General features: G+C 67.1%; 23 protein-coding genes. 10 read left to right on the top strand and 13 right to left on the bottom strand.

All coding sequences use genetic code 11. The features are described 5' to 3' along the window. Positions 1 to 270 precede the first annotated feature (270 nt). The gene (locus PT015_RS08965; RefSeq protein WP_285191011.1) at positions 271 to 1,488 is read right to left on the bottom strand and encodes a low temperature requirement protein A; all 1,218 of its coding nucleotides are present in this window, start codon (positions 1,486 to 1,488) and stop codon (positions 271 to 273) included. Between the two features lie 141 nt (positions 1,489 to 1,629). Here PT015_RS08965 and PT015_RS08970 point away from each other — a divergent pair, with 141 nt between their 5' ends. Continuing rightward, complete coding sequence (locus PT015_RS08970; protein ID WP_285190272.1) at positions 1,630 to 3,042, top strand: serine/threonine-protein kinase; 1,413 nt, start codon at positions 1,630 to 1,632, stop codon at positions 3,040 to 3,042. On the opposite strand, the gene PT015_RS08975 is transcribed toward PT015_RS08970, so the two are convergent. Then, positions 3,008 to 3,262: a hypothetical protein gene (locus tag PT015_RS08975; protein WP_285190273.1), complete on the bottom strand. Its 255-nt coding sequence runs from the start codon at positions 3,260 to 3,262 to the stop codon at positions 3,008 to 3,010. The two genes, PT015_RS08970 and PT015_RS08975, sit on opposite strands and share 35 nt — an antisense overlap. A 46-nt stretch (positions 3,263 to 3,308) precedes the next feature. Further along, positions 3,309 to 4,631 (bottom strand): lipocalin-like domain-containing protein, encoded by a 1,323-nt coding sequence (locus tag PT015_RS08980; protein ID WP_285190274.1) that lies wholly within the window; start codon positions 4,629 to 4,631, stop codon positions 3,309 to 3,311. 111 nt (positions 4,632 to 4,742) lie between these two features. Here PT015_RS08980 and PT015_RS08985 point away from each other — a divergent pair, with 111 nt between their 5' ends. Then, a complete protein-coding gene (locus PT015_RS08985; protein WP_285190275.1) occupies positions 4,743 to 6,215 on the top strand; it encodes an aldehyde dehydrogenase in 1,473 nt (490 codons plus the stop codon). A 164-nt stretch (positions 6,216 to 6,379) separates the two neighbouring features. On the opposite strand, the gene PT015_RS08990 is transcribed toward PT015_RS08985, so the two are convergent. Genes PT015_RS08990 through PT015_RS09015 form a run of 6 tightly spaced genes read right to left on the bottom strand, consistent with a single transcriptional unit; the run spans position 6,380 to position 10,966 of the window. After that, positions 6,380 to 6,892 (bottom strand): maleylpyruvate isomerase N-terminal domain-containing protein, encoded by a 513-nt coding sequence (locus PT015_RS08990; protein WP_285190276.1) that lies wholly within the window; start codon positions 6,890 to 6,892, stop codon positions 6,380 to 6,382. Continuing rightward, complete coding sequence (locus tag PT015_RS08995) at positions 6,892 to 7,323, bottom strand: MaoC/PaaZ C-terminal domain-containing protein (protein ID WP_285190277.1); 432 nt, start codon at positions 7,321 to 7,323, stop codon at positions 6,892 to 6,894. The genes PT015_RS08990 and PT015_RS08995 overlap by 1 nt, the downstream gene beginning before the upstream one ends. Next, the gene (locus tag PT015_RS09000; RefSeq protein ID WP_285191012.1) at positions 7,320 to 7,826 is read right to left on the bottom strand and encodes an FAS1-like dehydratase domain-containing protein; all 507 of its coding nucleotides are present in this window, start codon (positions 7,824 to 7,826) and stop codon (positions 7,320 to 7,322) included. Before PT015_RS09000 ends, PT015_RS08995 begins: the two co-directional genes overlap by 4 nt. Positions 7,827 to 7,882: 56 nt before the next feature. Further along, positions 7,883 to 8,293 (bottom strand): nuclear transport factor 2 family protein, encoded by a 411-nt coding sequence (locus PT015_RS09005; RefSeq protein WP_285190278.1) that lies wholly within the window; start codon positions 8,291 to 8,293, stop codon positions 7,883 to 7,885. A 17-nt stretch (positions 8,294 to 8,310) separates the two neighbouring features. Further along, complete coding sequence (locus PT015_RS09010) at positions 8,311 to 9,882, bottom strand: AMP-binding protein (RefSeq protein ID WP_285190279.1); 1,572 nt, start codon at positions 9,880 to 9,882, stop codon at positions 8,311 to 8,313. Continuing rightward, the gene (locus PT015_RS09015) at positions 9,851 to 10,966 is read right to left on the bottom strand and encodes an aromatic ring-hydroxylating oxygenase subunit alpha (protein ID WP_285190280.1); all 1,116 of its coding nucleotides are present in this window, start codon (positions 10,964 to 10,966) and stop codon (positions 9,851 to 9,853) included. The genes PT015_RS09010 and PT015_RS09015 overlap by 32 nt, the downstream gene beginning before the upstream one ends. A gap of 172 nt (positions 10,967 to 11,138) precedes the next feature. Between PT015_RS09015 and PT015_RS09020 the strand changes: the two genes are divergently transcribed. Next, the gene (locus tag PT015_RS09020; RefSeq protein WP_285190281.1) at positions 11,139 to 12,362 is read left to right on the top strand and encodes a cytochrome P450; all 1,224 of its coding nucleotides are present in this window, start codon (positions 11,139 to 11,141) and stop codon (positions 12,360 to 12,362) included. 4 nt (positions 12,363 to 12,366) lie between these two features. On the opposite strand, the gene PT015_RS09025 is transcribed toward PT015_RS09020, so the two are convergent. After that, the gene (locus tag PT015_RS09025; RefSeq protein WP_285190282.1) at positions 12,367 to 12,558 is read right to left on the bottom strand and encodes a ferredoxin; all 192 of its coding nucleotides are present in this window, start codon (positions 12,556 to 12,558) and stop codon (positions 12,367 to 12,369) included. A 24-nt stretch (positions 12,559 to 12,582) separates the two neighbouring features. Next, positions 12,583 to 14,961, bottom strand: a complete 2,379-nt coding sequence (locus PT015_RS09030; protein ID WP_285190283.1) for a CaiB/BaiF CoA-transferase family protein — start codon at positions 14,959 to 14,961, stop codon at positions 12,583 to 12,585. A 170-nt stretch (positions 14,962 to 15,131) separates the two neighbouring features. Here PT015_RS09030 and PT015_RS09035 point away from each other — a divergent pair, with 170 nt between their 5' ends. Both PT015_RS09035 and PT015_RS09040 read left to right on the top strand, forming a co-directional pair. Beyond that, positions 15,132 to 15,953, top strand: coding sequence for a FadR/GntR family transcriptional regulator (locus PT015_RS09035; RefSeq protein WP_285190284.1), 822 nt, complete (start codon positions 15,132 to 15,134; stop codon positions 15,951 to 15,953). Continuing rightward, positions 15,946 to 16,677: an SDR family oxidoreductase gene (locus PT015_RS09040; RefSeq protein WP_285191013.1), complete on the top strand. Its 732-nt coding sequence runs from the start codon at positions 15,946 to 15,948 to the stop codon at positions 16,675 to 16,677. Before PT015_RS09035 ends, PT015_RS09040 begins: the two co-directional genes overlap by 8 nt. On the opposite strand, the gene PT015_RS09045 is transcribed toward PT015_RS09040, so the two are convergent. Beyond that, the gene (locus PT015_RS09045; protein ID WP_285190285.1) at positions 16,655 to 17,506 is read right to left on the bottom strand and encodes an LLM class flavin-dependent oxidoreductase; all 852 of its coding nucleotides are present in this window, start codon (positions 17,504 to 17,506) and stop codon (positions 16,655 to 16,657) included. The genes PT015_RS09040 and PT015_RS09045 overlap by 23 nt on opposite strands. A 93-nt stretch (positions 17,507 to 17,599) precedes the next feature. Between PT015_RS09045 and PT015_RS09050 the strand changes: the two genes are divergently transcribed. The 5 genes from PT015_RS09050 to PT015_RS09070 all read left to right on the top strand — a co-directional run bounded on the left by PT015_RS09050 (position 17,600) and on the right by PT015_RS09070 (position 23,484). Beyond that, positions 17,600 to 18,673: an acyl-CoA dehydrogenase family protein gene (locus tag PT015_RS09050; protein ID WP_285190286.1), complete on the top strand. Its 1,074-nt coding sequence runs from the start codon at positions 17,600 to 17,602 to the stop codon at positions 18,671 to 18,673. Next, positions 18,670 to 19,785: an acyl-CoA dehydrogenase family protein gene (locus PT015_RS09055; protein WP_285190287.1), complete on the top strand. Its 1,116-nt coding sequence runs from the start codon at positions 18,670 to 18,672 to the stop codon at positions 19,783 to 19,785. Before PT015_RS09050 ends, PT015_RS09055 begins: the two co-directional genes overlap by 4 nt. Before the next feature lie 2 nt (positions 19,786 to 19,787). Then, positions 19,788 to 20,936 carry an acyl-CoA dehydrogenase family protein gene (locus PT015_RS09060; RefSeq protein WP_285190288.1) on the top strand — a complete coding sequence of 383 codons (1,149 nt, stop codon included), beginning with the start codon at positions 19,788 to 19,790 and terminating at the stop codon, positions 20,934 to 20,936. Continuing rightward, positions 20,933 to 21,865: an acyl-CoA dehydrogenase family protein gene (locus tag PT015_RS09065; protein WP_285190289.1), complete on the top strand. Its 933-nt coding sequence runs from the start codon at positions 20,933 to 20,935 to the stop codon at positions 21,863 to 21,865. Before PT015_RS09060 ends, PT015_RS09065 begins: the two co-directional genes overlap by 4 nt. A gap of 155 nt (positions 21,866 to 22,020) precedes the next feature. Next, positions 22,021 to 23,484 carry a class I adenylate-forming enzyme family protein gene (locus tag PT015_RS09070; protein ID WP_285191014.1) on the top strand — a complete coding sequence of 488 codons (1,464 nt, stop codon included), beginning with the start codon at positions 22,021 to 22,023 and terminating at the stop codon, positions 23,482 to 23,484. 2 nt (positions 23,485 to 23,486) lie between these two features. Here the strand turns inward: PT015_RS09070 and pstS are convergent, their stop codons facing one another. Continuing rightward, a complete protein-coding gene (pstS, locus tag PT015_RS09075) occupies positions 23,487 to 24,584 on the bottom strand; it encodes a phosphate ABC transporter substrate-binding protein PstS (RefSeq protein WP_285190290.1) in 1,098 nt (365 codons plus the stop codon). Between the last annotated feature and the right edge of the window lie 115 nt (positions 24,585 to 24,699).

The following is a 24,699-nucleotide window of genomic DNA, read 5'->3' on the forward strand; positions in this document are numbered from 1 at the left end:
TTACTGGTGAGTTCTACGCGCGAGTAATGGTGGGCTGGGTAACACTCCGCTCTGGGGTCGCCGACAGCGTCCGGACCAAACCCGCTGCGTGCGGGTGGTTACGGTTGAGTAGCTATAACTGCGCAGATCAAGGCAGTATTGTTACCTAATCGTTATCTAAAAATTTTGCGCCATATCAGCCGTCTCGGCCCCACACGGACGAGATGACGCCGTGCGACTGTTACGAATCCGGCCAACCGGACGGTAGGCGCGAGTTTGCTGGGAACTTACTCAGGAGTCAGCTAAGTTCCGGCCGCGCGCCAGTGCCGCATTCGTCCGCTGATGCCCCAGCGACTCGTAGCCGATCACCACCACCGCCGGCGCCGCCATCACCACCAAGAGGCACACCGGGACGGACACACCCGCGGATGCGAGAGCCACGGCGCCGCCCAGCACGGAAAGCGCCACCACGACGATGACGGTGTAGAAGCCGTCCCAGGCCCGGGTCAGCAGCTGATAGGTCCCGTATACCGCCCCGACGTAGGCGCCGACCGGAACGGCAACCGCAAGCACCGTAGCCACCGGGTCGAGCGCGGAGTGGTGCTGGATGGCGTCCGCGGCGGCGTGCAGTCCGGCGCCGGTGGCCACGATCGAGCCGAACACCGCGATGTGCAGGTAGCCATACCCGAACGAACGCTCGCGGTGGTCGTGCAGGAGATGCGCCGACGGCACCACGAAGTACACCCACCACAGCCCGAAGGTCAGACCGGTCCCGGCGACCGCCACCAGCGCTGCATCGGTGGTCCAACCGTGCTCGGCGACCATCGCCGACAGCGACGCAACCGTTCCCACCACGCCCTCGCCGAGCGCGATGATCGTCAACAACCCGTTGCGCTCGGCGATGTGATGCGCGTGCCAAGGCGTGCCGCCCTTGTGTTTCTCGGCGATCAGCGGGCCGCTGACCTCGATGGCCACCATCAGCGCGAACAGCACGAACGTGACGCCGACCGTGGTGTTGACGACGGCGATCGCGATCCAGCCGATCTGCGCGACGGTGATGGTCGCCGCGTACGTCAGGCATGCCGACTTACGGGCCGGGTCCTGGCTGGCGGCCCGCAGCCACTGGATCACCATGGCCACCCGCATCACGACATAGCCGCCGACCAGGACCCGGTTGTCGACGTGGGCTCCGTCCGCGATCGAGCTGAACACCTGCGGAATGCCCAAGGCCAGCACCAGGACGCCGACCATCTGCAGCATCGTCGTCAGCCGGTACACCCAGTCGTCGGTGTCGTAGGCCGAGGCGAACCAGCTGAAATTGATCCACGCCCAGCACACCGAGAAGGTCGCGAAGGTGAAGCTGATCAGCCCGGACTCGACGTGGCCGGCGGCCAGGGAGTGCGCAAACTGCGCGGCGGCGACGCCGAAGGCGATGACGAAGGTCAGGTCGAACAGCAGCTCGAGTGGGGTGGCGACCCGATTCGACTCGTGCGGGTCGCGCCCCGACATGCGACGCAGCCGGTGGGTCCGCACCTCGTGGGTGTGGTGGCTTCCAGGTTCACTCACCCAAATATTTTCCCCCGGTCTCAATTGAGTGACCGCTTAATACCGAGACCGAGAACGATGCGCGGCAGTCTGTACCATCTCCCCATGCCGCTGGTCATGGGAGCGACGGCCGCTGGATTCAACATCGTTCGGCAGCTCGGATACGAGGAGTTCGGCGAGATCTACGTCGCCGAGCACCCGCGGCTCCCCCGTCAGCAGGTCCTTCACCTGATCCCCGCCGAGACCTCACTCGACCTGGACTACCGGATCCGGTTCAACGAGGAGTCCGACCAGGCGGCCACGCTGTGGCACCCGAACATCGCCGGCCTGACCGACCGCGGCGAATTCGAGGGCCAGCTCTGGATCTCCACCGAATACATCGAGGGCTCCGACGCGGCCGAAGTGCTCGGCGACGGTCACCTCGACGGCATGCCGCCGCGGATGGTCATCGAGATCGTGTCGGCGATCGCCGACGCGCTGGACTACGCGCACGATCGCGGGATCCTGCACCGCCACGTGAATCCGGGCAACATCCTGATCAGCAACGCGGCCGCGGATCGACGACGAATCGCGTTGACCGGCTTTGGTGTAGCGCGACCCGAGGGTGCGCACAACACACTGACGCGCGCCGGGATGTTCATCGGGACCGCCGGTTACACCGCGCCCGAACAGCTGATGGGCGAGGAGATCGACGGCCGGATCGACCAGTACGCTCTGGCGGCCACCGCTTTTCACCTGTTGACCGGCGCTCCGCCGTTCGCGCACTTCAATCCGTCGGTCGTGGTCAACCGCCAACTCAACGACCGGCCACCCCGGCCGAGCGAGATCCGGCCCGACCTGACGGACTTCGACGCGATCTTCGCCCGCGCGCTCTCGTCCGATCCGGTCGACAGGTTCCGGCGCTGCCGCGACTTCGCCAAGGCTCTCGAATCGACGGGCGGCACCCGCTCGCACATTCGCGCCACCTCTGAGGAGCGGGCTGCGTCCATTTTCCGCGAGGCAACCGAGAACGGCAACGGGGCGACCGCGGCGTTCGTGGCAACGCCGAAGGCGGCGGACCACGAGCCGACGTCCGCCGTGCCGACGACCGCCGTGCCGACGACCGCAGCCCCGAATGGCCGCTCGCACAACCACATTGACCAGGCCACCGCAGTCGCCGCTGCACCTGCCGCGCCGCCGGCCCCCGAGGAATTCGACGAACTCGACGACGAGTACGACGACTACCTCGACGACGACGACGACGAATACGACGACGAAGCCGCGGAGGCCCGCAAGCGGCGCCTGAAGCACTCCGCCGCAATCGGCGGCGTGATCGTGGTCGTTCTGATCGCCTGGTTCGCCGGCGTCAAGGCCCTGCGATCGGCGTCGCAGCCCGAAGACACGCAGAGCACCGTCGAGACCACGTCGAACGAGCCTGCCTCCCCGTCGCCGTCGTTCGTCGCGCCGGCGCCGATCGTCGTCGCCCCGCCTCCGCCGCCCCCGGTCATTCCCCGCCGCCGGCGGCCACCACACCGGTGATCACCACGACGGTGCCGGCCACGACCAAGGCTCCGGTCGCCACCACACCGGCGCAGAGCACCCAACCGCAGACCACCGTGGCGAAACCGCCGAAGCCGGCGACCACCACCCCGTCTGGGCCGAACGTGCTCGACACCCGGCCGGCCGTCGGTATGCCCTGCGGCCCAGAGGGTTCCGTCGCCGTCTCCAACTCGGGCGCACCGGTCACCTGCGTGGGCACGCCGGGCGGGTCCGCCTGGCAACCGCCGGGCGCCGGCTGAGCGACGTCAGCTTTCGGCCGACAGCACCGCGATCAATGCCTCGGCGACCTCACGGCCCGCGACCGGAAGCTCGGCTAGGTTGTCCTGCAACAGCTTCAGCGCATCGGGCCGTTTGCCGGCCGCAATCAGCGGGCTGAGCCGTTCCAGGAGCTCGCTGCGGTCGTCCAGGGTGGACGCCAGCACGTCGATCAGCTCCCAGTCGCGGTACATCGCCAGCGAGCGTTCGTAGAATGCGAACCCGCTCACTGGCTCACCACGCATGGTGCCGTGGTAGCGGTACGGCCCCTCCATGTATTCGATCGGCAGCCCGTGCGCCGGCGCGGGCACGAGCGGTTCGCCGGTGAGGTCCAATTCCAATGCGGCGCTGCTCAATCGATGCAGATTGGGCATGAACCGGTCCTTGGCCGGCGGGCGCACCAGAGGGCGAATCGAATCCGGCCAGCGCACATAGCTGGTGGTGGTCACCTCGACGTCTTCGGCGCACTCCGGGACCCTGTCCGGGTCCGGGTAGCTGACCGTCGCGCCCGAAAATGGTTGCGGCGCATTGCCTTCGATCCGATCGAACTGATGCCAGATGCTCATGTCGACCCCGTTGTCGAGGTTGATCGTGCGCCATTCGTGTGATCTGGACCGCGGGTCGCCGGTCGGTCCACCGTCGTTGGCGTACTTGGGAAACCATTGCCGGTCAACGTGTCCGGCACTGCCACTGACGTCTTCACGTTCGTCGCCCCAGCGCAGCGTCCCGTTCATCACCATGCCGGTTTGAAAGTAGGAGTACGTTCCGGCCTGGCCGAAGCAGATGATCTTGCCGTCATAGGTGTCCGCGCCTACCGGCACCGGCGCGCGCGTCGGCGTCACGTCGAGGTCGAGTTCCATTGGCTGACCGGCCTGGTCGGTACCGCGCAGGCTCACCCGGTAGCTATAGGGCTCCAGCTCGCCGGCCTCGTCGCGACACGACGTCCACGTCACCGGGCCTGCGCTGCTCTCGTACCGGATGTCGAGGTATCCGGTCGCCATCGTCATCTTCGGCTGTGCGCCTGGCTCCATGTTCCGGGGCGGCATGTCGTAGTCGGTATAGGTGCCGTATTCGCCTGTGTCGCAATCGAAGAGCGCCATCGTATAAAAGTCGGCGACCACGGTGCCGCCCGGACGGTTCTTGTTGAAGATGGTCAGGTAGGCGAAGGTGCGGCCGGTGGTGCTGGTCAGCTCGCCGGCGATGAACCAGGTGTCGGACTCCTGGTCCTCGTGCAATCCCTCGGCCTCCGGGAAGTCCAGCGCGCGGTCGTTGTCCACCAAGCGGAACGGGTACTTGCGCCAGTCAGTGTTCATCTCACGCCTCTGGTTTCCGCGACAGACGCCAGGCGCCCCGGCTTTTTTGCTATGTTAGCATCAATAGCGAATTTGCCATCGCCTTGTCTCGCCCTGTTTAAGGTCGTGCCCATGCCGGAAACCCGTGACCATCGTTGCTACGACCAGCTTTTCATCGGGGGACGGTGGCGCAAGCCGTCCTCCGAGCAGCGCCTGACGGTCATCTCCCCGCATACCGAGAAGCCGATCGGCGATGTCCCGGCGGCGACGCCGGCGGACGTCGACGACGCCGTCGCCGCCGCCCGGCACGCGTTCGACCACGGTCCATGGCCGCGGCTCGACCCGCAGGAACGGATGCGGAAGGTCGAGCAGCTCGCGACCATCTACGGCGCACACCTCGACGAGATGGCCGACCTGATCACCGACGAGATGGGCTCGCCGCGCAGCTTCAGCCGGCTGGGTCAGGCCGCAGCGGCGGTCTCGATGATCCACCTGACGCTGGGCGTCGCCCGCGACTTCCACTGGACCGAACGGCGGCACGGCGTCCTAGGCGAAGTCCACCTGCGCCGGGCGCCGGTGGGAGTCGTCGCGGCGATTGTGCCGTGGAATGTGCCGCAGTTCCTGATCATGCCCAAGCTGATCCCGGCGCTGATCGCGGGCTGTCCGGTGATCGTCAAGCCCGCGCCCGAAACCCCTTTCGACGCTTTGTGGTTGGCCGAGATGATCGAGCAGCTCGACCTGCCCGAGGGGGTGGTGTCCGTGCTGCCCGGTGGTACCGACGTGGGCGAGGCGCTGGTCCGCCATGCCGGGGTGGACAAGGTGTCGTTCACCGGGTCGAGCGCGGTAGGACGCCGGATCGCCACGCTCTGCGGCGAGCAGCTCAAGCGCTACAGCCTGGAACTCGGCGGCAAGTCGGCGGCGATCATTCTCGATGACGCGGACATCGGCAAGACGGTCCGGGAGCTGAAGTCCGCGAGCCTGATGAACAACGGGCAGGCCTGCGTTGCGCAGACCCGGATCCTGGTCAGCGAACGCCGCCACGACGAGGTGATCGACGCCCTGTCGGAGATGATGTCCGGCCTGCAAGTCGGCGACCCGACCGACGAGGCCACCGACGTCGGTCCGTTGGTGGCTCAGCGTCAGCAGTCCCGCGTGCAGGACTTCATCCGCTCCGGGGTGAAAGAGGGCGCCCGGATGATCCTCGGCGGCGAGGACGCCCCGCACGATCAGGGGTGGTACGTGCGACCGACGTTGTTCACCGACGTCACCAACGACATGCGGATCGCGCGCGAGGAGATCTTCGGCCCGGTGCTCAGTGTGCTCACCTACCGCGACGAGGCGGACGCGGTGCGCATCGCCAACGACAGTGACTACGGGCTGGCCGGGTCGGTGTGGACCGCCGACATCGCGCACGGTCTGGAGGTGGCCGCGAGCGTGCGCACCGGGACCTACGGGATCAACATGTACACGCTCGACATCGGTAGCCCCTTCGGCGGTTTCAAGCAGTCCGGCATCGGCCGCGAGTTCGGGCCCGAGGGCCTGCACGAGTACGTCGAGTTGCAGTCGGTGATCAGCAAGGGCACGATGCCGCCGCTGTCCAGCTAGGGCCGGTGCTCGTCACTCCTATCACTTCAGTCTCCGCATTCTTGGAAGTCCCGGTTTGCCCGCCTTCGCGCGAATTTTCCGGCGGCACTGAATAATTCGCTATGAGGCGGGCAAGTCGACGTGTACGTCCTCGGCGTGGCTGATGTGAAGTGAGTGACGCCTGCTTACGCGCGCCAGCCAGGGTTACGGCCAAGCCGGGCAAGAAGTTTCGATTGCACGTCGGACTGGGCGCCAACTGCGACCGGGGCGTCGAACATCGCGGAACCGGCGAACGCGCCTGGGTCGTCACGCAACGGCGTATAAAACAATTCGCACCATTCGGGGTCCAACCGATCATCGGCCTCGACCGCCCGGGCCAGGTCCCAGGTGTGCACCAACACATCACGAGTCAGGTTCGGCAGGACCGCGACCGCATCCGGCTCGAGCTCGCGTTCACACGCAACTTCAAGCTGTTCGTAGGTCAGCTCCCAACGCTGCCGAGGATCATCCCGTGGACGGTCGGGCTTGAGGCCCATCGGTCGCAACAGCAGCACGTCGTGAAATCCGATGACATGTTCCAGTACTGCTCTGGCATCCCATGCATCACAGGGCGACTGTCGATCCCACTTTCCGCCCACGGCGCGAACTGCCGAGCCAAACCTTCGGCACACAGCCAGATGGCGCGCGCCGTCGCTCATCACCGCTCCGGCAGCTGCAGTGTGAGCTCGACCGGACTGCACAGCTCACCACGTTGATTGACGACGTCGATCTGCAGCTCGACTTGTCCCGGCGCCGGCTTGCCCACCACGCGGGCCCGGCCCACCATCGTGTCCCCTGCGTAGATCGAACCGACCAGCCGCATCTTGCGCCGCACCACGCGGCTCAGCGGGCCGGCCCACTCGGTCGCGATCCGGTCGGCAAAACCGGCGACGTGCATGGTGTTGACGAAAATTCCTGGGTGACCTTGCTTTTCGGCATAGTAAGGATCGAAATGCACCGGGGTGTAGTCCCAGGTCGATCCCGAATTCATCACCACCCGTTGGTAGCTGATCTCGTCGCGTACTTCGGGCAGTTCCGTCGGCACGGCGACATCTGCCCAGGCGAGACTCACGCCGCCCCCGGTGCTCATTCGGAGCTCCTCTTCATCGCTTCGCTCTGCATCGTCGCCGCCAGCGGAGTGAATCGGAACAACGTGTTCCGGTTGGTCGCCACCACCGTGCCGTCCTGCCGGGTGAAGGTGTCCAGCGTCTCGATGAAATGCCCGACGCCGAGCTTGGACCGCTTCTCCGGTGACACCGACACGACTTCTTCGACGATGGTGAGCCGGTCGCCGTCCAGGATCGGCACCGGGAACTCCGCCTCGTTGGCGGCGTTCACAATCGTGGTGCCGGGCAACGGAACCCGCAGCGCGATCGCGCCAACCGGCCGTTGCCCATCCGGTTGCCACGGTGTCGGCACCAGCCAGCCCATCAGCAACGCCGGCGGCGCCACCAGGCCGCCCCACGTCCGCGCCGCGAAATCGGGATCCCAGTACGACGGATTGCCGTCCTGCACCGTCGCAGCGAACATCTGGATCCGCGCGGCGCTGACGACGGTGCCCGCTACCCGCGGTTCGGATGTCACGCCGACCATCCGCAGGGCGTCCTCGTAGGTGCCGAACGCAAGCGTGTAGCTGATCGGGCTCCCCGTCACGCCGATACCGGAACCGAATCCCAGTGCAGTTCGCGGGAAGTGAAGTACCAGCCACCGCGCTCGTAGACCAGTTGATCGCGATAGCTTCCGGTAGCGCGCAGCGTCGCGCCGCCGTCACCGGCCGCGAACAGCAGCGCCACACAGCGCTGTGTCGCGTTCACCCCGTCGACGGTGATCTCGTGGTCGACGGTGACCAGTCGCCCGCCACCGCCGTCGAAAGCCTCACGCAGATCGGTGAATTCGGCACCGTCCCGGGTGAAGCTGGCGCCCGAGTGACGGAAGGTCGCGATCCATCCGTTGCGATCCCCGTCGGAGTAGCACCGATTGTGCCGAGCGGTCAGGTTCAAGATCGCGTCGCGGCCCACCGAGCCGTCGAGGACATACTGCTGTTGATAGGTCATGGCCATGCGTTGTTCTCCCTGTCTCACCTACTGACGATGTATCCATGGCTTTCGCGGTCCCACGTCCCTGGTCCGACTCCCCGGCCGCGCAGGACGTCCTTGCGGATCCGGCCGATGACGTTCTTGGGAAGCTCGCTGACCACCTCCACGTACCGCGGTACGGAGAAGTAGGGCATCCGGGCGCCGCAAAAGTCCAGCAGCTCTGGGTAATCCACGTCGTCGCCGGGCGCCACGGTGACGAACAGCAGGATGTCGTCCTCGCCCAGGTCGCTCGGCACACCGACGACCGCGGCCTCGAGCACCGTGGGGTGCCCCGTCACGACCGCCTCGACTTCGACCGACGAGATGTTCTCGCCGCGGCGGCGCAGCGAATCCTTCACACGATCCACGTATGTCAGGTTGCGGTCCCCGTCCAGCACACCCAGGTCACCCGTTCGGAACCACTCCGGGTGCGGGACGACGGCGTGGTCCGTCGGGTTCACGTAGCCTTCGCTCATCACGTGCGGACAGCGTGAGCGGCAGGCGATCTCGCCCACGGCACCCGCCGGCAGCGGGGTGCCGTCGGAGTCGACGATGTTGACGTCGAAGTGCGGATTCGGCTTGCCGGACGTCCCGGGCACCCCGTCCTCGGATACGCCCTTGACCGCGATTGGAAACGCCTCGGTGAGCCCGTACATGGTCACAATCCGGCAGCCGTAACGCTTTTCGATGTCGTGATAGATCCCGGCGGCGATCGGCGCCGCGGAGATGAAGCGCAGCGGCAACTCCCCGTCGCGGTTATCGGGTGGCTGGTTCCACAGCATCGACACCATCGCGCCGGCACCGACGAAGCCCACCGCACCGCAGTTCCGAATCTCGTCCCACACCGAGGTCGGATGAAAAGCCGCCGCCAAAACCGTTGTGCCACCGACCAGCATCGGTGCCAGTACGGCCGGCGCGGCGCTCAAATGGAACAGCGGCATCGCCGTCCACAACGCCTCCCCCGCGCCGAACTCCCACGCCGACGCGGCGGTCGCGGCCGTGGTGAACAGATAATGCCAGGTAGTGGCAACGGCTTTGGAGGGCCCGGTCGTGCCGGAGGTGAAGAACAGCGAGCCGACGTCGTCGATCGCACCGACGTGCGCGGCAACCGCGGCACTCTCGTCCAGCGCGACGTCCTCGACGACGAGGCAGGGCAACCGGTCGGCCACCTCGGCGACCCGGGTCAACCGGTCGGTGTCAGTGATGACCACCTTCGCCCGCGACAGCCGCAGCGCATGCAGCAGGAAGTCACCTTTGTTGGCGGTGTTCACCGCGGCCGCGACGGCCCCGATTCGTGCCGCACCCAGCCAGAAATAGACCCACTCGGGACAGGTCCCGGCGAACAACGCGAGGCCATCACCCGGCCCAATCCCCAACTCCTGCAAGGCGTGCGCGGCCGCGCAGGACCGTCGGCGCATCTGCTCGTAGGTCACGTCGACGCCGTCGATCGACATCATCACCCGGTCGGGGAACTGCTCGGCCCGCCGGTCGAGGACCTCGGCGACGCTGAACCGCTCGACGCCGAATTCGGCCGGACCGATGTCAGGCCCCTGCAGCCGCCGGGTCCGGTTCACCGCTGGCGGTGTAGCCGAAGTCGTCCGCCGCGGCTTCTTCGTCCGGATAGAAGCGATGCGCCCAGCGGCGCAGCGCCGCGTAGTCGCGGGCTTCCTCCGGGGCGAGGTTCGGCTTCTCCAGGTACTTCATGTTCTCCCAGGTGAAGAAGTCCTGCTTGATGACTTCCTGCTGCAGCGCAAGGAATTTCGCGGCCCGACCGGTGGGAACATCGCCGGAGTCGCCGGGCTCGCGTACCGACGCCTGGGTGTAGAAGTAGTCGGTGTAGTCCTCGTCGACGGGGGTCTGCCCGGTGACCTCGATGGTGGCCACCAGGTCGCTCGGGAAGCGCACGATGCCCAGGCCCAACGAGTAGTTGTCGTAGATGATCTTGGCGTCGACCGGGCCGTTCGGGGTCAGCCAGGTTTCCGCGCGGCCGCCGCCGAAATGGGCGCTGACCGTCGCGTGCAGGTGGTAGCCGGCTACTTCGAATGACGTGGTGTTGGCCGGGTTCGCGGCCTTGTGCACGTATTGCACGTGATACGGGTCGGCGGCGTTCTCGATGATCATCTGCGCGTGCACCTTGACGCGGTTCAGCATCCGGCTGTGCGGGTGCAGCGGGTAGTACTCGTCGGTCTCCAACTCCGGCAGCACCGGCGGCTGCCAGTACGGCGCACGACCGTGCCGCTCGTGCCACACCAGGATGAAGCCGTACCACTCCGCGCTGTGATAGGTCTTGACGCGGACGTTGTTCTTGCAGCCGATCTTGCTGTACGGGATCAGCGCGTTCGTTCCGTCGCCGCGCCACTGCCACCCGTGCCATGGACAGACGATGTTCTCGCCCTCGACCGTGCCGCCGACGCCCATGTTGGCGCCGAGGTGCTGGCAGTAGGCGTCGAGCACATTGACCTGGCCGGACTGCGTCCGGAACAGCACCATCTCTTCGCCGAAGTAGTGCACCCGCTTGACCTCGCCGGGCGCGAGTTCGGAGGCGAACCCGACGATGAACCATCCGGTTGGGAATCGGTACGGCGACAAGCTGATGCCGCTGGGCCCGAATTCGCGCTCGGAAGGGTCGATGGACGCATCAGGCATGGTGTCCGTCATTGGCTGCTCCTTGGCGCATGGCCGCGCTGACGCGCGCCACGCTTCGTGAAGACTTCGTCTATTTTTACTATTTTAAGCATTGAACGTCAACGAGCGCGCACACCGGCGGTAGGGTCAGTCACCGGACCCGTCCCCACGGCGACGCGGACGTCTGAGTTAAGCGAGGATGCCAATGACGGCTTCGACAGTCGACCTGTCCGATTTTGCGTTGTGGCGCAACGGCTTTCCCGACGACGTGTTCACCGAGCTGCGCCGCGACCGCCCGCTGTTCCGGCACGGCCTGACGCCCGGCGTCGAAAAGACGGTCAAGCGGAATTTCTGGATGACGACCAAGCATCGGCACGCGATGCGCCTGCACAGGGACTACGAATCGTTCACCGCCACCGACGGCCCCCTGATCCAGCCCGCCGACCTGTTCGCGTCGTATCCAACCGTGATCACGCTGGACCCGCCGGAACAGAGCAAGCACCGCAAGCTGATTTCGAGCGCCTTCACGCCACGGGCGATCGCCAAGCTCGAAGACGGCATCCGGGCGCGCGCGGCGCGGATGGTCGACGACCTGATTTCCCGAGGCGGCGGCGACTGGATCGACGACGTGGCCGACCTGCTGCCGATGACGGTGATCGGCGACATCATCGGCATTCCGGAGCAGGACCGGCCGCGCATCTTCGACGGCTTCGACCACATCCTGAAGTCGCAGTCCAGCCAAGAGCAGGTGGACGCCAACATCTTCGCCAACATCTTCGGCTATGCGATGGAACTCACCGCCGAGAAGCGGCGCAATCCCACCGACGACATCTGGAGCACGCTGGCGTCCGCGGTGATCACCGGCGACGACGGCCAACAGTTCAGCCTGGCCGACAACGAGCTCGAGTTCTTCTTCTTCGTGCTGGCGTTCGCGGGCAGTGACACCACCAAGAACTCACTGGCGATCGGACTGCAGGCGTTCGTCGCCAATCCGGTGCAGATCGAGCGCTATCGCGAGGATGAGTCGCTGCGATCGAGCGCCATCGAGGAGGTGCTGCGCTGGTCTTCTCCAGTGGCGTACTGGACGCGCACCACTGCGATGGACATCGAGATCGACGGCCAGCACATCCCGAAGGGCGAGCGGGTGGTCTCGATGCTGCGATCGGCGAACCGCGACGAGGAGGTGTTCGACTCGCCGTTCACCTTTGACATTGGACGCCAACCGAATCCGCACGTGGCCTTCGGTGGCGGTGGGCCGCACCACTGCCTGGGCGCCATGCTGGCCCGCGCGGAACTACGCGCGGTGTTCGACGAATTGCTGCTGCGCGGAGACGGATTCGCGCTCGGGCCGGCGCGGGTGAGCTATCCGAACTTGACCACCAACATGTCGATCTACGACGACATGCCGATCACGCTGAAGGCGCGCTGACGCGTCACTCGACGATCCGCAGCGCGGCCTTCGGGCACTGGTCGACGGCCGCCGCCGCATCGACCTCCAAGTGCTCCGGCACCTCGCCGTCGGCGACGTGCACCACGTCGGACGTTCCGATCTCGAAGATGTCCGGTGCCAGCGATTCGCAGAATCCGTTGGCCTCACACAATGATTCGTCGACGACGATTCGCATCGCTTTACTCCCTTCCGAGCAATGTCATAGTCCCCTGGGCCGGGTGCCGATCACCCCGGCGGTCGTCAGGCGCGCCAGGTCCTCGTCGCTCAGACCGCACAACTCGCGCAGCACCTCACCGTTGTGTTCGCCGAGGGTGGGCGGTGGGCGCATCAGCCAGGCGCGCTGGCCACGCAACGGCGCGAACGGTGGGCACGGGTAGCGGGCCGACCCGGTACGCGGATGCTCCAGCGTCTCGAGGAACCCGCGGTCGTTGAGCTGATCGTTCTCGGTGACGAGCGATGGCGACACGACGGGCGCGGCCGGAATCGATGCGGTGGCAAGCGTATTCACGGCATCGTCGAGCTTCCGGCCGGCGAACCAGTCCTGCAGATTCAGGTCGATCTCGTCGGCGTGTGCCCGGCGCCCGTCGACGGAGTCGAATCGGCGATCGTCCGCCCATGCCGGCGCGCCGAGCACCTCGACCAAGGTTCGCCACTGCTGGTCGGTGCTCACCGTCACCGCGATCCAGTCGTCGTCGCCGTCGCAGCGGTACAGGTTCTGCACGGCCCGGCCGTGTCCGCGGTTGCCCCGGCGGCTCAGCGTCACCCCGAAGACCTCGGCCTCCATCGGCTGGATCGCGGTCACGTTGAGCACCGTCTCGATCATCGGCAGTTCTACGAGTTGGCCTCGCCCGGTGCGGTCGGCGAAGCAGAGAGCGGCGGTCACCGCGAACGCCGCGTGCACGCCGGCGAGTGGGTCGCATGCGCCCCGGGGCGGGACGGGCGGCCCGTCCGCCTCGCCGGTGACCCAGGCCAGCCCGGCGATCTGCTCCATCGTCGGCGCGAAGCCAACCCGGTCTCGCCACGGCCCGTCCAATCCGAATGCCGGCATCCGGGCGACGACCAGCCGCGGGTTGATCGCCAGCAGCGCGTCGGCGGTCAGCCCGAAGTGGTCCATCACCCGCGGGGAGAAGTTCTCGATCACCACGTCGGCGTCGGCAACCAACTCACCGAACAGTCGGCGCCCCTCCTCGGATCCCAAATCCAGTGTGACGGAACGCTTGTTGGTGTTCATGGCGTGAAACACCCAGCCGTATTCCCACCAGTCGTCGACGTCTTTGCGCATCCCGCCGGAATACCGGATGCCGTCGGGCCGTTGGATCGACTCCACCTTGATCACGTCGGCGCCGAACGCGGCGAGCAGATGCGTGGCAGCCGGCCCGGCCCAGAACGCCGTCAGGTCGACGACGCGCAGTCCTTGGAACGGCAGTCGCGCGGCGGACGGCGGCCCGGCGTACTCGCGGGCCGGCCATGGCACGGTGTCGTCCGCGTCGCCGAGCGCGGGCGCGACGCGAAGTGCCGCCGGCGCGCATTCCGACATCAGCCAGGGCGTACGGGGTTGATGAAATCCCGCCGGGTTGCGCGCGAAGACGCCCCGCTCGGTGGCGTAGGCCGTGTCGCGAATCGTCGAGCCGTTGCCCAGTGCCGCGATCGGCAACCGGAACAACTGACCCAGTTCGACCACCTCGGCGACGGTGCGTTCGGCCAACCAGGGCCTGATCTGCTCACGGATGACGCCGCGGTACTGCCACCGGCCGATCTGGAAACTCAGTTGCGGATTCTCCGTCAGCTCCGGACAGTCGACCATCGCCGCGAAATCCAGCCACTGCTGACCGGTCACCATCGTGATCCCGATGTAGCCGTCTTTGGCCGGTTCGATCGACGGCACCTCGATGGTTCGCGTCACCGGCGGCGAGTTGAGCAGATGCGAGTGCAGCCATTCGCCGCTCTGCATCAACGTGATCGCTTCCAGCAGAGAAAGATCCAGATGTTCGCCCGGCCCGCCGCTGTCGACGCGGCGACGGACCGCAAGGGCGCCGAAGGCGGCGAACACCCCACCCATGTACTCGCCGAGGTCGCCGCCGATCGAGATCGGCGGACCCGCCGGGTCACCGCGGAAGCCGGTCAGGCCAGACCACGCCTGCAGGGTGAATTCGCTGGCGGCGCGCTCGGCGTAGGGCCCGGTCCAGCCGAAGTCGGAGATCGTCACGACGACGGCGCGCGGAGAGTCGGCCAGCAACCGTGCCGGGTCGACTCCCCACTGGGTCGCGCGGGATCGGGTCGCCGTCACCACGATGATGTCCGCCCCGGCGAATTCGGCGGCGAGATCGGCCGGCCAGGTGACGCTGCTCTTGCCCGCATTGAGGTAGCCGAACAGCGGTGAATCCGCGCCGTCCGGGACCTTCGTCCCGCCCGCACTGAACCCCCGGAGCCAATCCCCTTGCGGCGGCTCGACTTTGCGCACCTCGGCACCGGCGTCCACCAGAAGCTTGCCGCAGTAACTGCCGGCGATCCGGTCACTGATCTCGACGACGCGAACGTCCTTCAGCGGTGTCGGTCGGCCGCCCTGCCCGTCGCTCAACCTGTATCCGTCTGCACTCGTCGGTACGCTGTCCACGCCGGCCCCGTCGCGGAAAATCCGCAGTATTGACCAGCGCGGCTATTATGCCATTACTGCTAAGATTGCAGTATATGGAGTTTGCGGGCGCGGCGGCCGCAAACTCCAGTCGGTCCGTCCGCTGCTGGAATCAGATGACTGCTCTGGGAATTGGTCCCGAGGCCCGTCGCCGACTGTCGGCGCCGCGGATCGCCGAAATCGTCGCCGACGAGTTGCGGCGGCAGATCATCGACGGTGAATTGGCGGACGGCGACCTGCTGCCGCGCCAGGAAGTTCTCGTCGAGCAGTTCAACGTCAGCCTGGTGTCACTGCGAGAAGCGTTGCGAATCCTCGAAACTGAAGGCCTGGTTTCGGTGCGACGTGGTAACCGCGGCGGCGCGATCGTGCACGCGCCCGCCAAAACCAGCGCTGCCTACATGCTGGGTCTGGTGCTGCAGAGCGAATCGGTGGTCGTCTCCGACCTGGGCACGGCGATCCTCGAACTCGAACCCGCGTGCGCCGCACTGGCCGCGCAGCGCGCCGACCGCGCCGACACCATCGTCAAGGAGCTCAACGAGATCAACCAGGCGATGGAGACGCACCTGGAGGACGGGCCCGAATTCACCGAGATCGGCCGCAGATTCCACGACGCAATCGTGCAGGGCAGCGGAAACAAGACCATCATCGCCGTCGTCGGCACCCTGGAGACGCTGTGGACCAGCCACGAACAGCAGTGGGCTGACGAGAGCGCCGCCAAGGGCACCTACCCGTCGCTGAGCAAGCGGCGCGCCGTGCTCAACACCCACATCAAGATGGCCGAGATGATCGCGGCCGGCGACGTGGACCGGGCCCGCCGGGTGGCGGCGCGGCATCTGTCCGACACCCAGAGTCACGTGTTGGCCACCGGACCCGACCAACGGATCTACGCCCTGTCGCCGCAGGCGTTGTCCCGCCCACGGGACAACCGCCATCTCTAGGACCGCCCTGGTCACCGGTGGCAGCGGCGGCATCGGCAAGGCGTGCGCGGCCAAGCTGTGCGAATTGGGTTACGACGTGGTGCTTTCCGCGCGTCGCGAAGAACCGCTGCGCGCGGCCGCCGAGGACATCGGCGCGCGCTACCTGGTCGCCGACGCCTCGGACCCGACTGGGTTCGCAGCGGCGATCGCGCCGCTGGAGACCGTCGATCTGGTCGTGCACGCCGCGGGCGCGTTGGGCGGAACCTACGCGCGCAAGCAGACATTCGAGCAATGGCAGACGATCATCGCCGCCAACCTCGATTCCTGCTTCGTGCTGACGTCGGCCACGCTGCCCAAGATGCGTGCCGGCTCTCGGTTCGTCTTCATCTCCTCATCCGGGGCCCACGAGCCACAGATGGCCCGCACCGCCTACTGCGCATCCAAGGCCGGAATGAACGGATTCGCCGGCGCCCTGGCTCTCGAGGTGGACCGGGACGGTATCGCCGTCCACATCGTCACCCCCGGCCCGGTGGAAACCGAGATGCTGCAAGACGTTCCGTTCGAGATGCAGGCCATCCAGGCCGCCGACGTCGCCGATGCCGTCGCCTGGCTCGACACCGTAGACCCGTCGGTGAAACTGCCGGAGATCCGGCTGAGCGCGGTGCGTCGCGGGCCATACGCGCGCGTGCCGGTGGTGCCCGACGAGGTGCACCGGCGGGCGGCTAGCGCGGAAAAGGCGCGATGACCGTCTCGCCGAATTCCTGCAGCGACTCCGGCGCCGCGAAATCGGCGAACCAGACGTAAAAGCGTTCAACTCCTTGACCGGACAAATGCCTGAAATGTCCGGACAATTCGTCGGCGTCGCCGCATACCAACCCTGACCCGAGGTTGCCGAAGCGCTTGGCGCTGACTTCGCGGACCTTGTTCGGATCGCTGTCCTTGCGAATGAAGCCGACCATCTGCTGGATGGACACCCGCGCCGATCCCGCCTTCGGCGCCAATTCCGCCAGCCGATTCAGGTGCGTGACCGGAATGTTCCACCAATCCGCATGTCTGCGAACCAGTTCCATCATTCGCGGCCCGATGCCGCCGAGCACCAAGGGGATGTGATAGGTCGGCAGCGGAGCCTGACTTCCGGACGGGTCCTCGCTACGTCCCCAGTAGTGGTTCAGCAGATCGAGGTGCTGACCGAGTTGAGCGACCCGTGCCTTCGGATCCTGTTGACCGACATTGAATCTGGTGAACTCGTCCGGCCATGAGCCCGAGCCGAGGCCGAGTTCGAACCTGCCGCCGGAAGCGTCGGACAGGGTGACGGCCTGCTTGGCCAGCACCGCCGGGTGACGGAACGCGTCGCACAGCACCAGGTGGCCGATGCGGAGCCGCTCGGTCTTGGCGGCCACCCAGGTCGCGACGCTCATTGCCTCCCAGATGTTTTCGTCGCGAAGTCCGGGCGCCTCGAGGTGGTCGATGAACGCGATCCCGTCGAAGCCGCCGGCCTCCGCGTTGCGTGCGCGCTCGACGATGTCGACCATCGGCAATCGCACCTGCGGCAAGAACAAATACCACTCCGCCATGACCCTCCACCATTCCGCGGGCGCGAAGATGCCTCGCCGCAGCGATTGACGATTGTCGCGCTAGTTTACTATTTTTACTATGTTAGGGGCCTTATGGACGTCGGACTGAATTCCGGACAATTGGCGCTGCGCGACAGCGTGCGTGACGTCCTGCGCACGGAGTGCCCGCCCGCCATCGCGCGACAGGCGATGACGGATCCGGAGCGGTGGCAGACCGTGTGGAAGACGGTTGTCGAACTGGGCTGGACCGAGCTTGCCGTTCCCGGCGGTGACAGCGCGTTCGGCCGGATGGATCTCGCCATGGTCCTCGAGGAATGCGGGGCGGCACTGGCGCCGGTCCCGCTGCTGTCCAGCGTCGGACTCGCCGCGGGTCTGCTCCGGCAGGCCGGCCCCACGGTCGCCGACGTGCTGGCCGACATCGGAGCGGGCGTTGTCGCGGCTCTGGCCGTCCACGCCCCGGGCGATCGCCTGCCCGGCGTCCCGATGACCCTGCGGGACGGCCGCGTAAGGGGCCGCGCCATCGCGGTGCCCGGCCTGCCCCGCGCCGAGCTGATCGTCACCCTGGCCTCGTCGCCGGACGGACCGGTCGCCGCGGTGGTTCGCGTCGGCGACGGCGTCACCGTGCGCGAGACCGAGTGCACCGATCCGGCTCAACCGATCGCCGACGTCGAGATCGACGCCGAACCGGTCGCCGTGGCGGCGGTGGACCTGGAGTCGGCGCTGTCGACCCCGCTGCTCGCGGCGGCCGCCGACCTGGTCGGTGTCGCAGCCGCAGCGCTGGCCCGCGCGGTCGAGCACGCCAAGACCCGCGAGCAGTTCGGCAAGCCGATCGGCGCATTCCAGGGCATCAAGCACGCACTGGCGGACAACTACGTCGCGGTGGAGCGCGCTCGGGGCCTCACCTACGCCGCGGCCGCGCGCCTCGACGATCCAGCGACGCCGATCGCTGCCGGCTGGACCGCCGCCGCGCTGGCCAAAGCGGCGGCGGGCGAGGCCGCCGTCAGCTGTGGACGGACCGGCGTCCAGGTGCACGGCGCGCTGGCACAGACCTGGGAACACGACATGCACCTCTACCTTCGCCACGCCTGGCAGGGCGCCTCGACGCTGGGCGACAGCCGGGCGCTGTATCACTCGGTGGGACGCCGCTTCGCCGGGAGCACGCAATGAGCGACCTGACCCGCGAATACGGGGCATGGCTGGCCGACTTCCTGCCCGCGGACTACTACCAGCGCTACGACGACTACCGCTGGGACATCGAGCTTCGTCGCGATCATCAGCGCGCCGCGTTCGAGGCCGGCTGGCTGCAGCCGACGTGGACCCGCGAACACGGTGGCCGATCGCTCGGCCTGGCCGAGGCGATGGAGATCCGGATCGAAGCCGCGACGCGGTCGGCCCCCAAGCTGCCCAACGTCGCCGGGCCGGGGGTGGCGGCGCCGGGGGTCCGGCAATTCGGTACCCCCGCACAGATCGAGCGCCTATTGGTCCCGTTGCTGCGCGGCGACGAATGGTGGGCGCTGGGCATGTCCGAACCCGAGGCGGGGTCCGACTTCGCCGGCCTACGCACGCGCGCGGTGCGCGACGGCGACATGTTTCGGGTCCGGGGCAGAAAGATCTGGACCACCCAGGCGCACCAGTCACGTTGGTGCACGCTGTACGCCCGCACCGACGCGGACGCCCCCAAGCATCGTGGAATCTCCTGCTTCATCTTGGATCTCGAGTCCGACGGGTTGACCATCGAGCCGATCCGCATGTCGTCGATCTCCGACGAGACGTTCTGCGAAGTCACTCTCGACGACGTGGAGATACCCGCGGACAACCTGCTCGGCGAGCTCAACGGCGGCTGGCAGGTGGCCATGTCGTCGCTCAACCATGAGCGGCAGATGATTTGGATCATGAACTGGGTGGAGATTCAGCGTGGCCTCAAGGACGTCAAGGATTCCCACGCCTCGCACGACGACCACGCCTCCGGTGAGGTGTACGCCGAACTCGGATCGCTGCTCGCCGACGCGGAGGCGTTGCGGGCGAACGGCTATCGCGCGCTGAACAACGAACTCGCCGGATTGCCGACCCCCGAGGCCGACACCCTCAAGCTGCTGGGTTCGGTTACGCTGCAGCGGGTTTGGGACTTGGCCGCCGCGGCGGCCGGACCTCGCTCGATCGACGACACCGACCTGCTCTTCGAACGCCAGGACGCCCTCGCGGCGACCATCTACGGCGGTACATCGGAGGTCCAGCGCAACATCATCGCCGAGCGACTACTCGGACTGCCGAAGGGATGACGATGGATTACGACCTCGGCACCGACGCCGCCGAACTCCGAACACGGTTGCGGGAACTGATAACGAAGCACATTCCCGAAGACTTCCTGGGTGCCTGCACCAACGACCCGCGCGATCTCGCGATCACCGAATCGTTCTGCAAGATGCTCGCCTCCGACGGACTGCTCGCCCTGGCCTGGCCGAAAGAGCATGGGGGCGGCGGCGGTTCGGTTTGGCAGCAGACCGTGCTGCGCGAAGAGATGTGGGCCCATCACGAACCACGCGGCGCCCAGTACATGGGCATCAACTGGGTCGGGCCGGCACTGATGCGATACGGCACCGAGGAGCAGCAAGCCCGGCATCTGGCGGCCATCGCCGCCGGCGAAGTGATCTGGTGCCAAGGGTTTTCCGAGCCCGAAGCGGGGTCCGATCTCGCCTCGCTGCGCACCCGGGCCGTCGCCGACGGTGACGGCTGGCGCGTCACCGGACAGAAGGTCTGGACGTCCTATGCCCGCATGGCGTCGTGGTGTGTACTCGCCGCATGCACCGATCCAAGTGCGCCGAAACCCAAGCGGATCACGCTGTTTCTCGTTCCGATGGATCGTCCGGGCATCACCGTGCGACCGATCCGCTCGATGCTCGGGCCGCATCACCTCAATGAGGTGTTCCTCGATGATCTCGAGGTGTCGGCCGGCGATGTGCTCGGCGAGGTGGGCGACGGATGGCGCGTGATGCGCGAGGCACTCGCCTTCGAGCGGGTCGGGATAGCCCGGTACGCCCGGTGCGAGTCACTACTCGACCGGATGCAGACCGAGCTCGGTGACGACTGGGACCGGTTGCCCGAGTCGATCCGCACCCGCTGGGTGCGCGCGCTCATCGACCTCCGGGTGGCCCGGCTGTTGGCCTACCGCGCGGTGTCGCTGCAAGACGACCCGTCGGCGGGAGCCGCGGCCAGCGCCGCCCGCATCGCCACCACGACGTGCGACCAGCAGGTTGCCGAGTTGCTGTTCGACGTGCTGGGTCCGACGGCGCTGGACAGCGGCTCGTCGGCAGCCCTGCACGGCGCCATCGACGACCACTGGCGTTACGCACAGGCCGCCACCGTGGCGTCGGGCACCATCGAGGTCCAACGGATGCTCGTAGCGCGTGAAGCTCTGGGAGGTAGAGGATGAAAACCGCTCTGCCAGAAGACATTGCGGAGTTCGGCGCAGTCGCGGCCAAGCGGCTCGCCAGGTTCGGCGGACCGCAGGCCGCGCTGCAAGCCGAGACCGACGAAGCGCTTCGGGCCGAGGCCCGCACCGCGCTGACCGATCTCGGCGCATTCGATCTCGACGTCCGCTCCAGCGACGAGGATTTGTTGGCGGCCGCGGTGCTCTGTCACGCCGCCGGCGCGACCGCGCTGCCGTACCCGCTCGTCGAGGACCTACTCGCGGTCGACGGCGCGCGGCTGGCACTGGTGAACCCCTCGGCGCCGCGCATCGACCACGGCGACCTGCCCGGCGACTGGCTTGCCTCCGACCTCGACGGCATCCGATACCGGGTGCAGCCCGCATCGCGTTCTGAGGCAAAGCTCGGGCCGTTTCTGGTGCCCGCCACGCTCAGCGAAGACCGCAGCGTTCCGTCGGCCGACGTCGACCTTCATCTGAACCTCGGGTCTTGGCGGATTCTGGGCGCTGTGCAGCAGGCCTACGACATCGCCCGGCAGCACGTCTCAGATCGCGTGCAATTCGGTAAGCCGCTGGCGGAATTCCAGGCCGTCCGCTTCACCGTCGCCGACGCCTCGGTTGCCGTTCGCGGACTGTCAGAGCTGGCAAAGTATACGATCAGCCGCATGGAATCGGCTCCGGCGCAAGTTCGTTCGGCGGATGCGCTGGTGCTGCGGCTGAAGGCCACCGAGACCGCTCGGCAGATGTTCCGCACCGCGCACCAGCTGCTGGGCGCGCTGGGTTTCTGCGACGAGTCCGATATCAGCGTGCTCGATCGGCACACGCAGCCGCTGATCCGGTTGCCGCTCGGCGCGGAGGGACTCGCGATGCGGCTGCTGCCGGCGGTGCGCGGCGGCGGGCTCGAGACGTTGTTCTCCGGCCCGGTCTCGGTATGACACCGCCGACGACGACGCAGAGCGAAGCGATGCCGAGGAGTGGCGCCAAATGACACCGCCGACGACGACGCAAAGCGAAGCGATGCCGAGGAGTGGCGCCAAATGACACCGCCGACGACGACGCAGAGCGAAGCGATGCCGAGGAGTGGCGCCAAGTGATACCGCCGGTCGAGGAGGGAATCCCGTTCGGCGCCAAGCTCAGGCAGCTCGCCGAACAACGCGGCGACGAGCGGGCGCTGACCCTGCTCGGCCGCGACGGCGCCGGGCGGTCGATCACGTTCGCCGAGCTGGATCTGCGGGCCAATCAGTGGGGTCGGGCACTGGCGGCCGCCGGCGCCCAGCTCGGTTCGCTTGTCGCACTGGGAGTTCCGAACTCCGAGGAGCTGATCCTCGCGGCGTTGGGCTGCTGGAAGATCGGTGCCGTCCCGGTTCCGATGCGCTGGGATCTGCCCGACTGGGAGCGCTCTCGCGTGCTCGAGGTGATCGCCCCGGCCGTCACCGTCGATGACGACACCCGTCCCACCCTCGCCGCGAGTGCGGCCGGTCAGTCGACCGATCCACTACCGGACGTGATATCCCCCAAGGCGAACGGGATCTGCAGCAGCGGATCCACCGGGCTGCCGAAGGTGATCCTCACGCTGGCACAGGGTGCCTGGACACCGGAGTCGTCGTTCCCGTTCCTGGCCGCCTGGACGCCCACGCCCACACCGCAGACCATCTTGGTGCCCGGCCCGATGTATCACACCAACGGCTTCTCCCCGCTGACCTACCTGCTCGGCGGTGACGAGCTGGTCGTGCTCGAAAAGTTCGATGCCGCTTTGGTTCTCGATGCCATCGAGCAGTACCGCATCACCAACTTCACCGCGACACCGACCATGCTGTCGCGCATCGCGGCGGTGCCCGGCGTCCGCGACCGCGACCTGTCCAGCATCGCCTGGATCTTGCAGGGCGCCGCGGTCATGCCGCACGCCCTGCTGCACACCTGGTTCGACCTGCTCAGCCCCGAGCAGGTGGTGATGGCCTATGGGATGACGGAGAACTTGGGGCTCACCGCATTACGCGGCGACGAATGGCTGGCCCACCCGGGCAGCGTCGGCCGGGGCTTCCGCGACACCGAGGTGTGCATTCTCGACCAGCACGGCCAGCCCGTGCCGCCCGGCGAACTCGGGGAGGTGTACCTTCGCTCGCCGATGAGCGCCGGATACCTCTACCTGGGTGGCGCGCCCCTGCTGGCGTCGACCCCTGACGGCTTCCGCACGGCCGGCGACATCGGCCACGTCGACGCCGACGGCTACCTCTACATCGCCGATCGCCGCAGCGACATGATCATCACCGGCGGCGCCAATGTCTTTCCCGCCGAGGTGGAATCCGCGCTCGTCGAACACGACGATATCGCCGACGTGGTGGTCATCGGCCTCTCCGACAGCGAGTGGGGCCGGCGGGTGCACGCCGTGATCCAACTGGCCAATCCGCTCACCGAGCGTGACGTGATCGCCTACGCCAAGACCAGGCTGGCCGCCTACAAGGTCCCCAAGAGCGTGGAGTTCGTCGACCAGATACCGCGCACCGCGGCGACCAAGGTCAATCGCTCGGCGATGGTCGACGCCCGCGGGGGTTGACCTCAGCTGATGGCTCTGGCCGCGGCGGCAACCCTGGTCTGGAAGTCGGCGGGCAGCGGGATGTAGCCGAGCGGCGTGAGGCCGTCCTGTCCGGTGGACACCGTCGACTCCATGAACGCCTTCACCGCCGTACCCACCTGTGCGTCAGGGTATTTCGAGCAGACCAGCTCGTAGCTGGCCAGCAGGATCGGGTATGCGCCGGGCGTGCCGGTGGCATAGACCTTTGACAGGTCGAGCACCAGGTCGTTGCCGGTGCCCCTGATGGTGACGTCGGAGATCGTCTTACCGACCCAGTCGTTGCCGATGTGCACCACGCCGCCGGCGGTCGCGATGCCGGCCACGTCGAGGTGCTGCTTCATCGCGTACGACCACTCGTTGTAGCTGATCGCGCCCTCGGTCTTCTTGACCGCTTCCGACGTGCCCTCGTTGCCCCGCGCGGCGGTACCGACGCCGCCGTTGAACGTCTTGCCCGCACCCTTGGTCCACGCGCCGTTCGAGGCCGACTGCAGGTACTGCTGAAAGTTGTCGCTGGTCCCCGACGCGTCGCCGCGGTAGACGACCTTGATCTCCTCGTCGGGCAGGCTGCTGTTGCCGTTCAACGCGGTGATGGCCGGGTCGTTCCAGCGGGTGATGGCGCCGCTGAAGATCTTCGCGAGCGTGGGCGCATCGAAGGTGAGCACGTCGGTCGACGCGACGTTGAACGTGATCGCGATCGGGCCGAAGACGGCCGGCAGGTTCCACGCATCGTTTCCGCCGCAGCGCTGCTTGGCGTTCGCGTACTCGCCACCGCTGAGTGGGGAGTCCGAGCCGCCGAAGTCGGTCTTGGCCGCGAGGAAGTCCGCGACGCCGGCGCCCGATCCGGTGGCCGCGTAGTTGAGTTCCTTGCCCGAGCAGGACTCCTGGTAGCTGGTGATGAAGTGGCTGATCGCGTTGGCCTGAGCGGTCGAGCCACTGCCGGTCAAGTCTTGCTTGCCGCCGCAGTCGACCTTGACGCCCTTGGCGTAGGTCGGCGGCGTGTCGAGATGCGTACATCCCGACAGGATGAGGCCACCCGCGAGGAGCAGCCCGGCCGTGGCCGCGATTCCCTTGTGCTGCTTCATGTTTGCCTCCTCGTGGGCATAGGTCGGCGCGTCGCAGCACCGCGCGTCGGCTCGAGCGCGTCCGCGAACATTAAATGGCACCGATGCCGAATTCGAATCAAGCCGCAAACGAACA

Origin of the sequence: Candidatus Mycobacterium wuenschmannii, from assembly GCF_030252325.1 — a bacterium.
Lineage (GTDB): Bacteria > Actinomycetota > Actinomycetes > Mycobacteriales > Mycobacteriaceae > Mycobacterium > Mycobacterium wuenschmannii.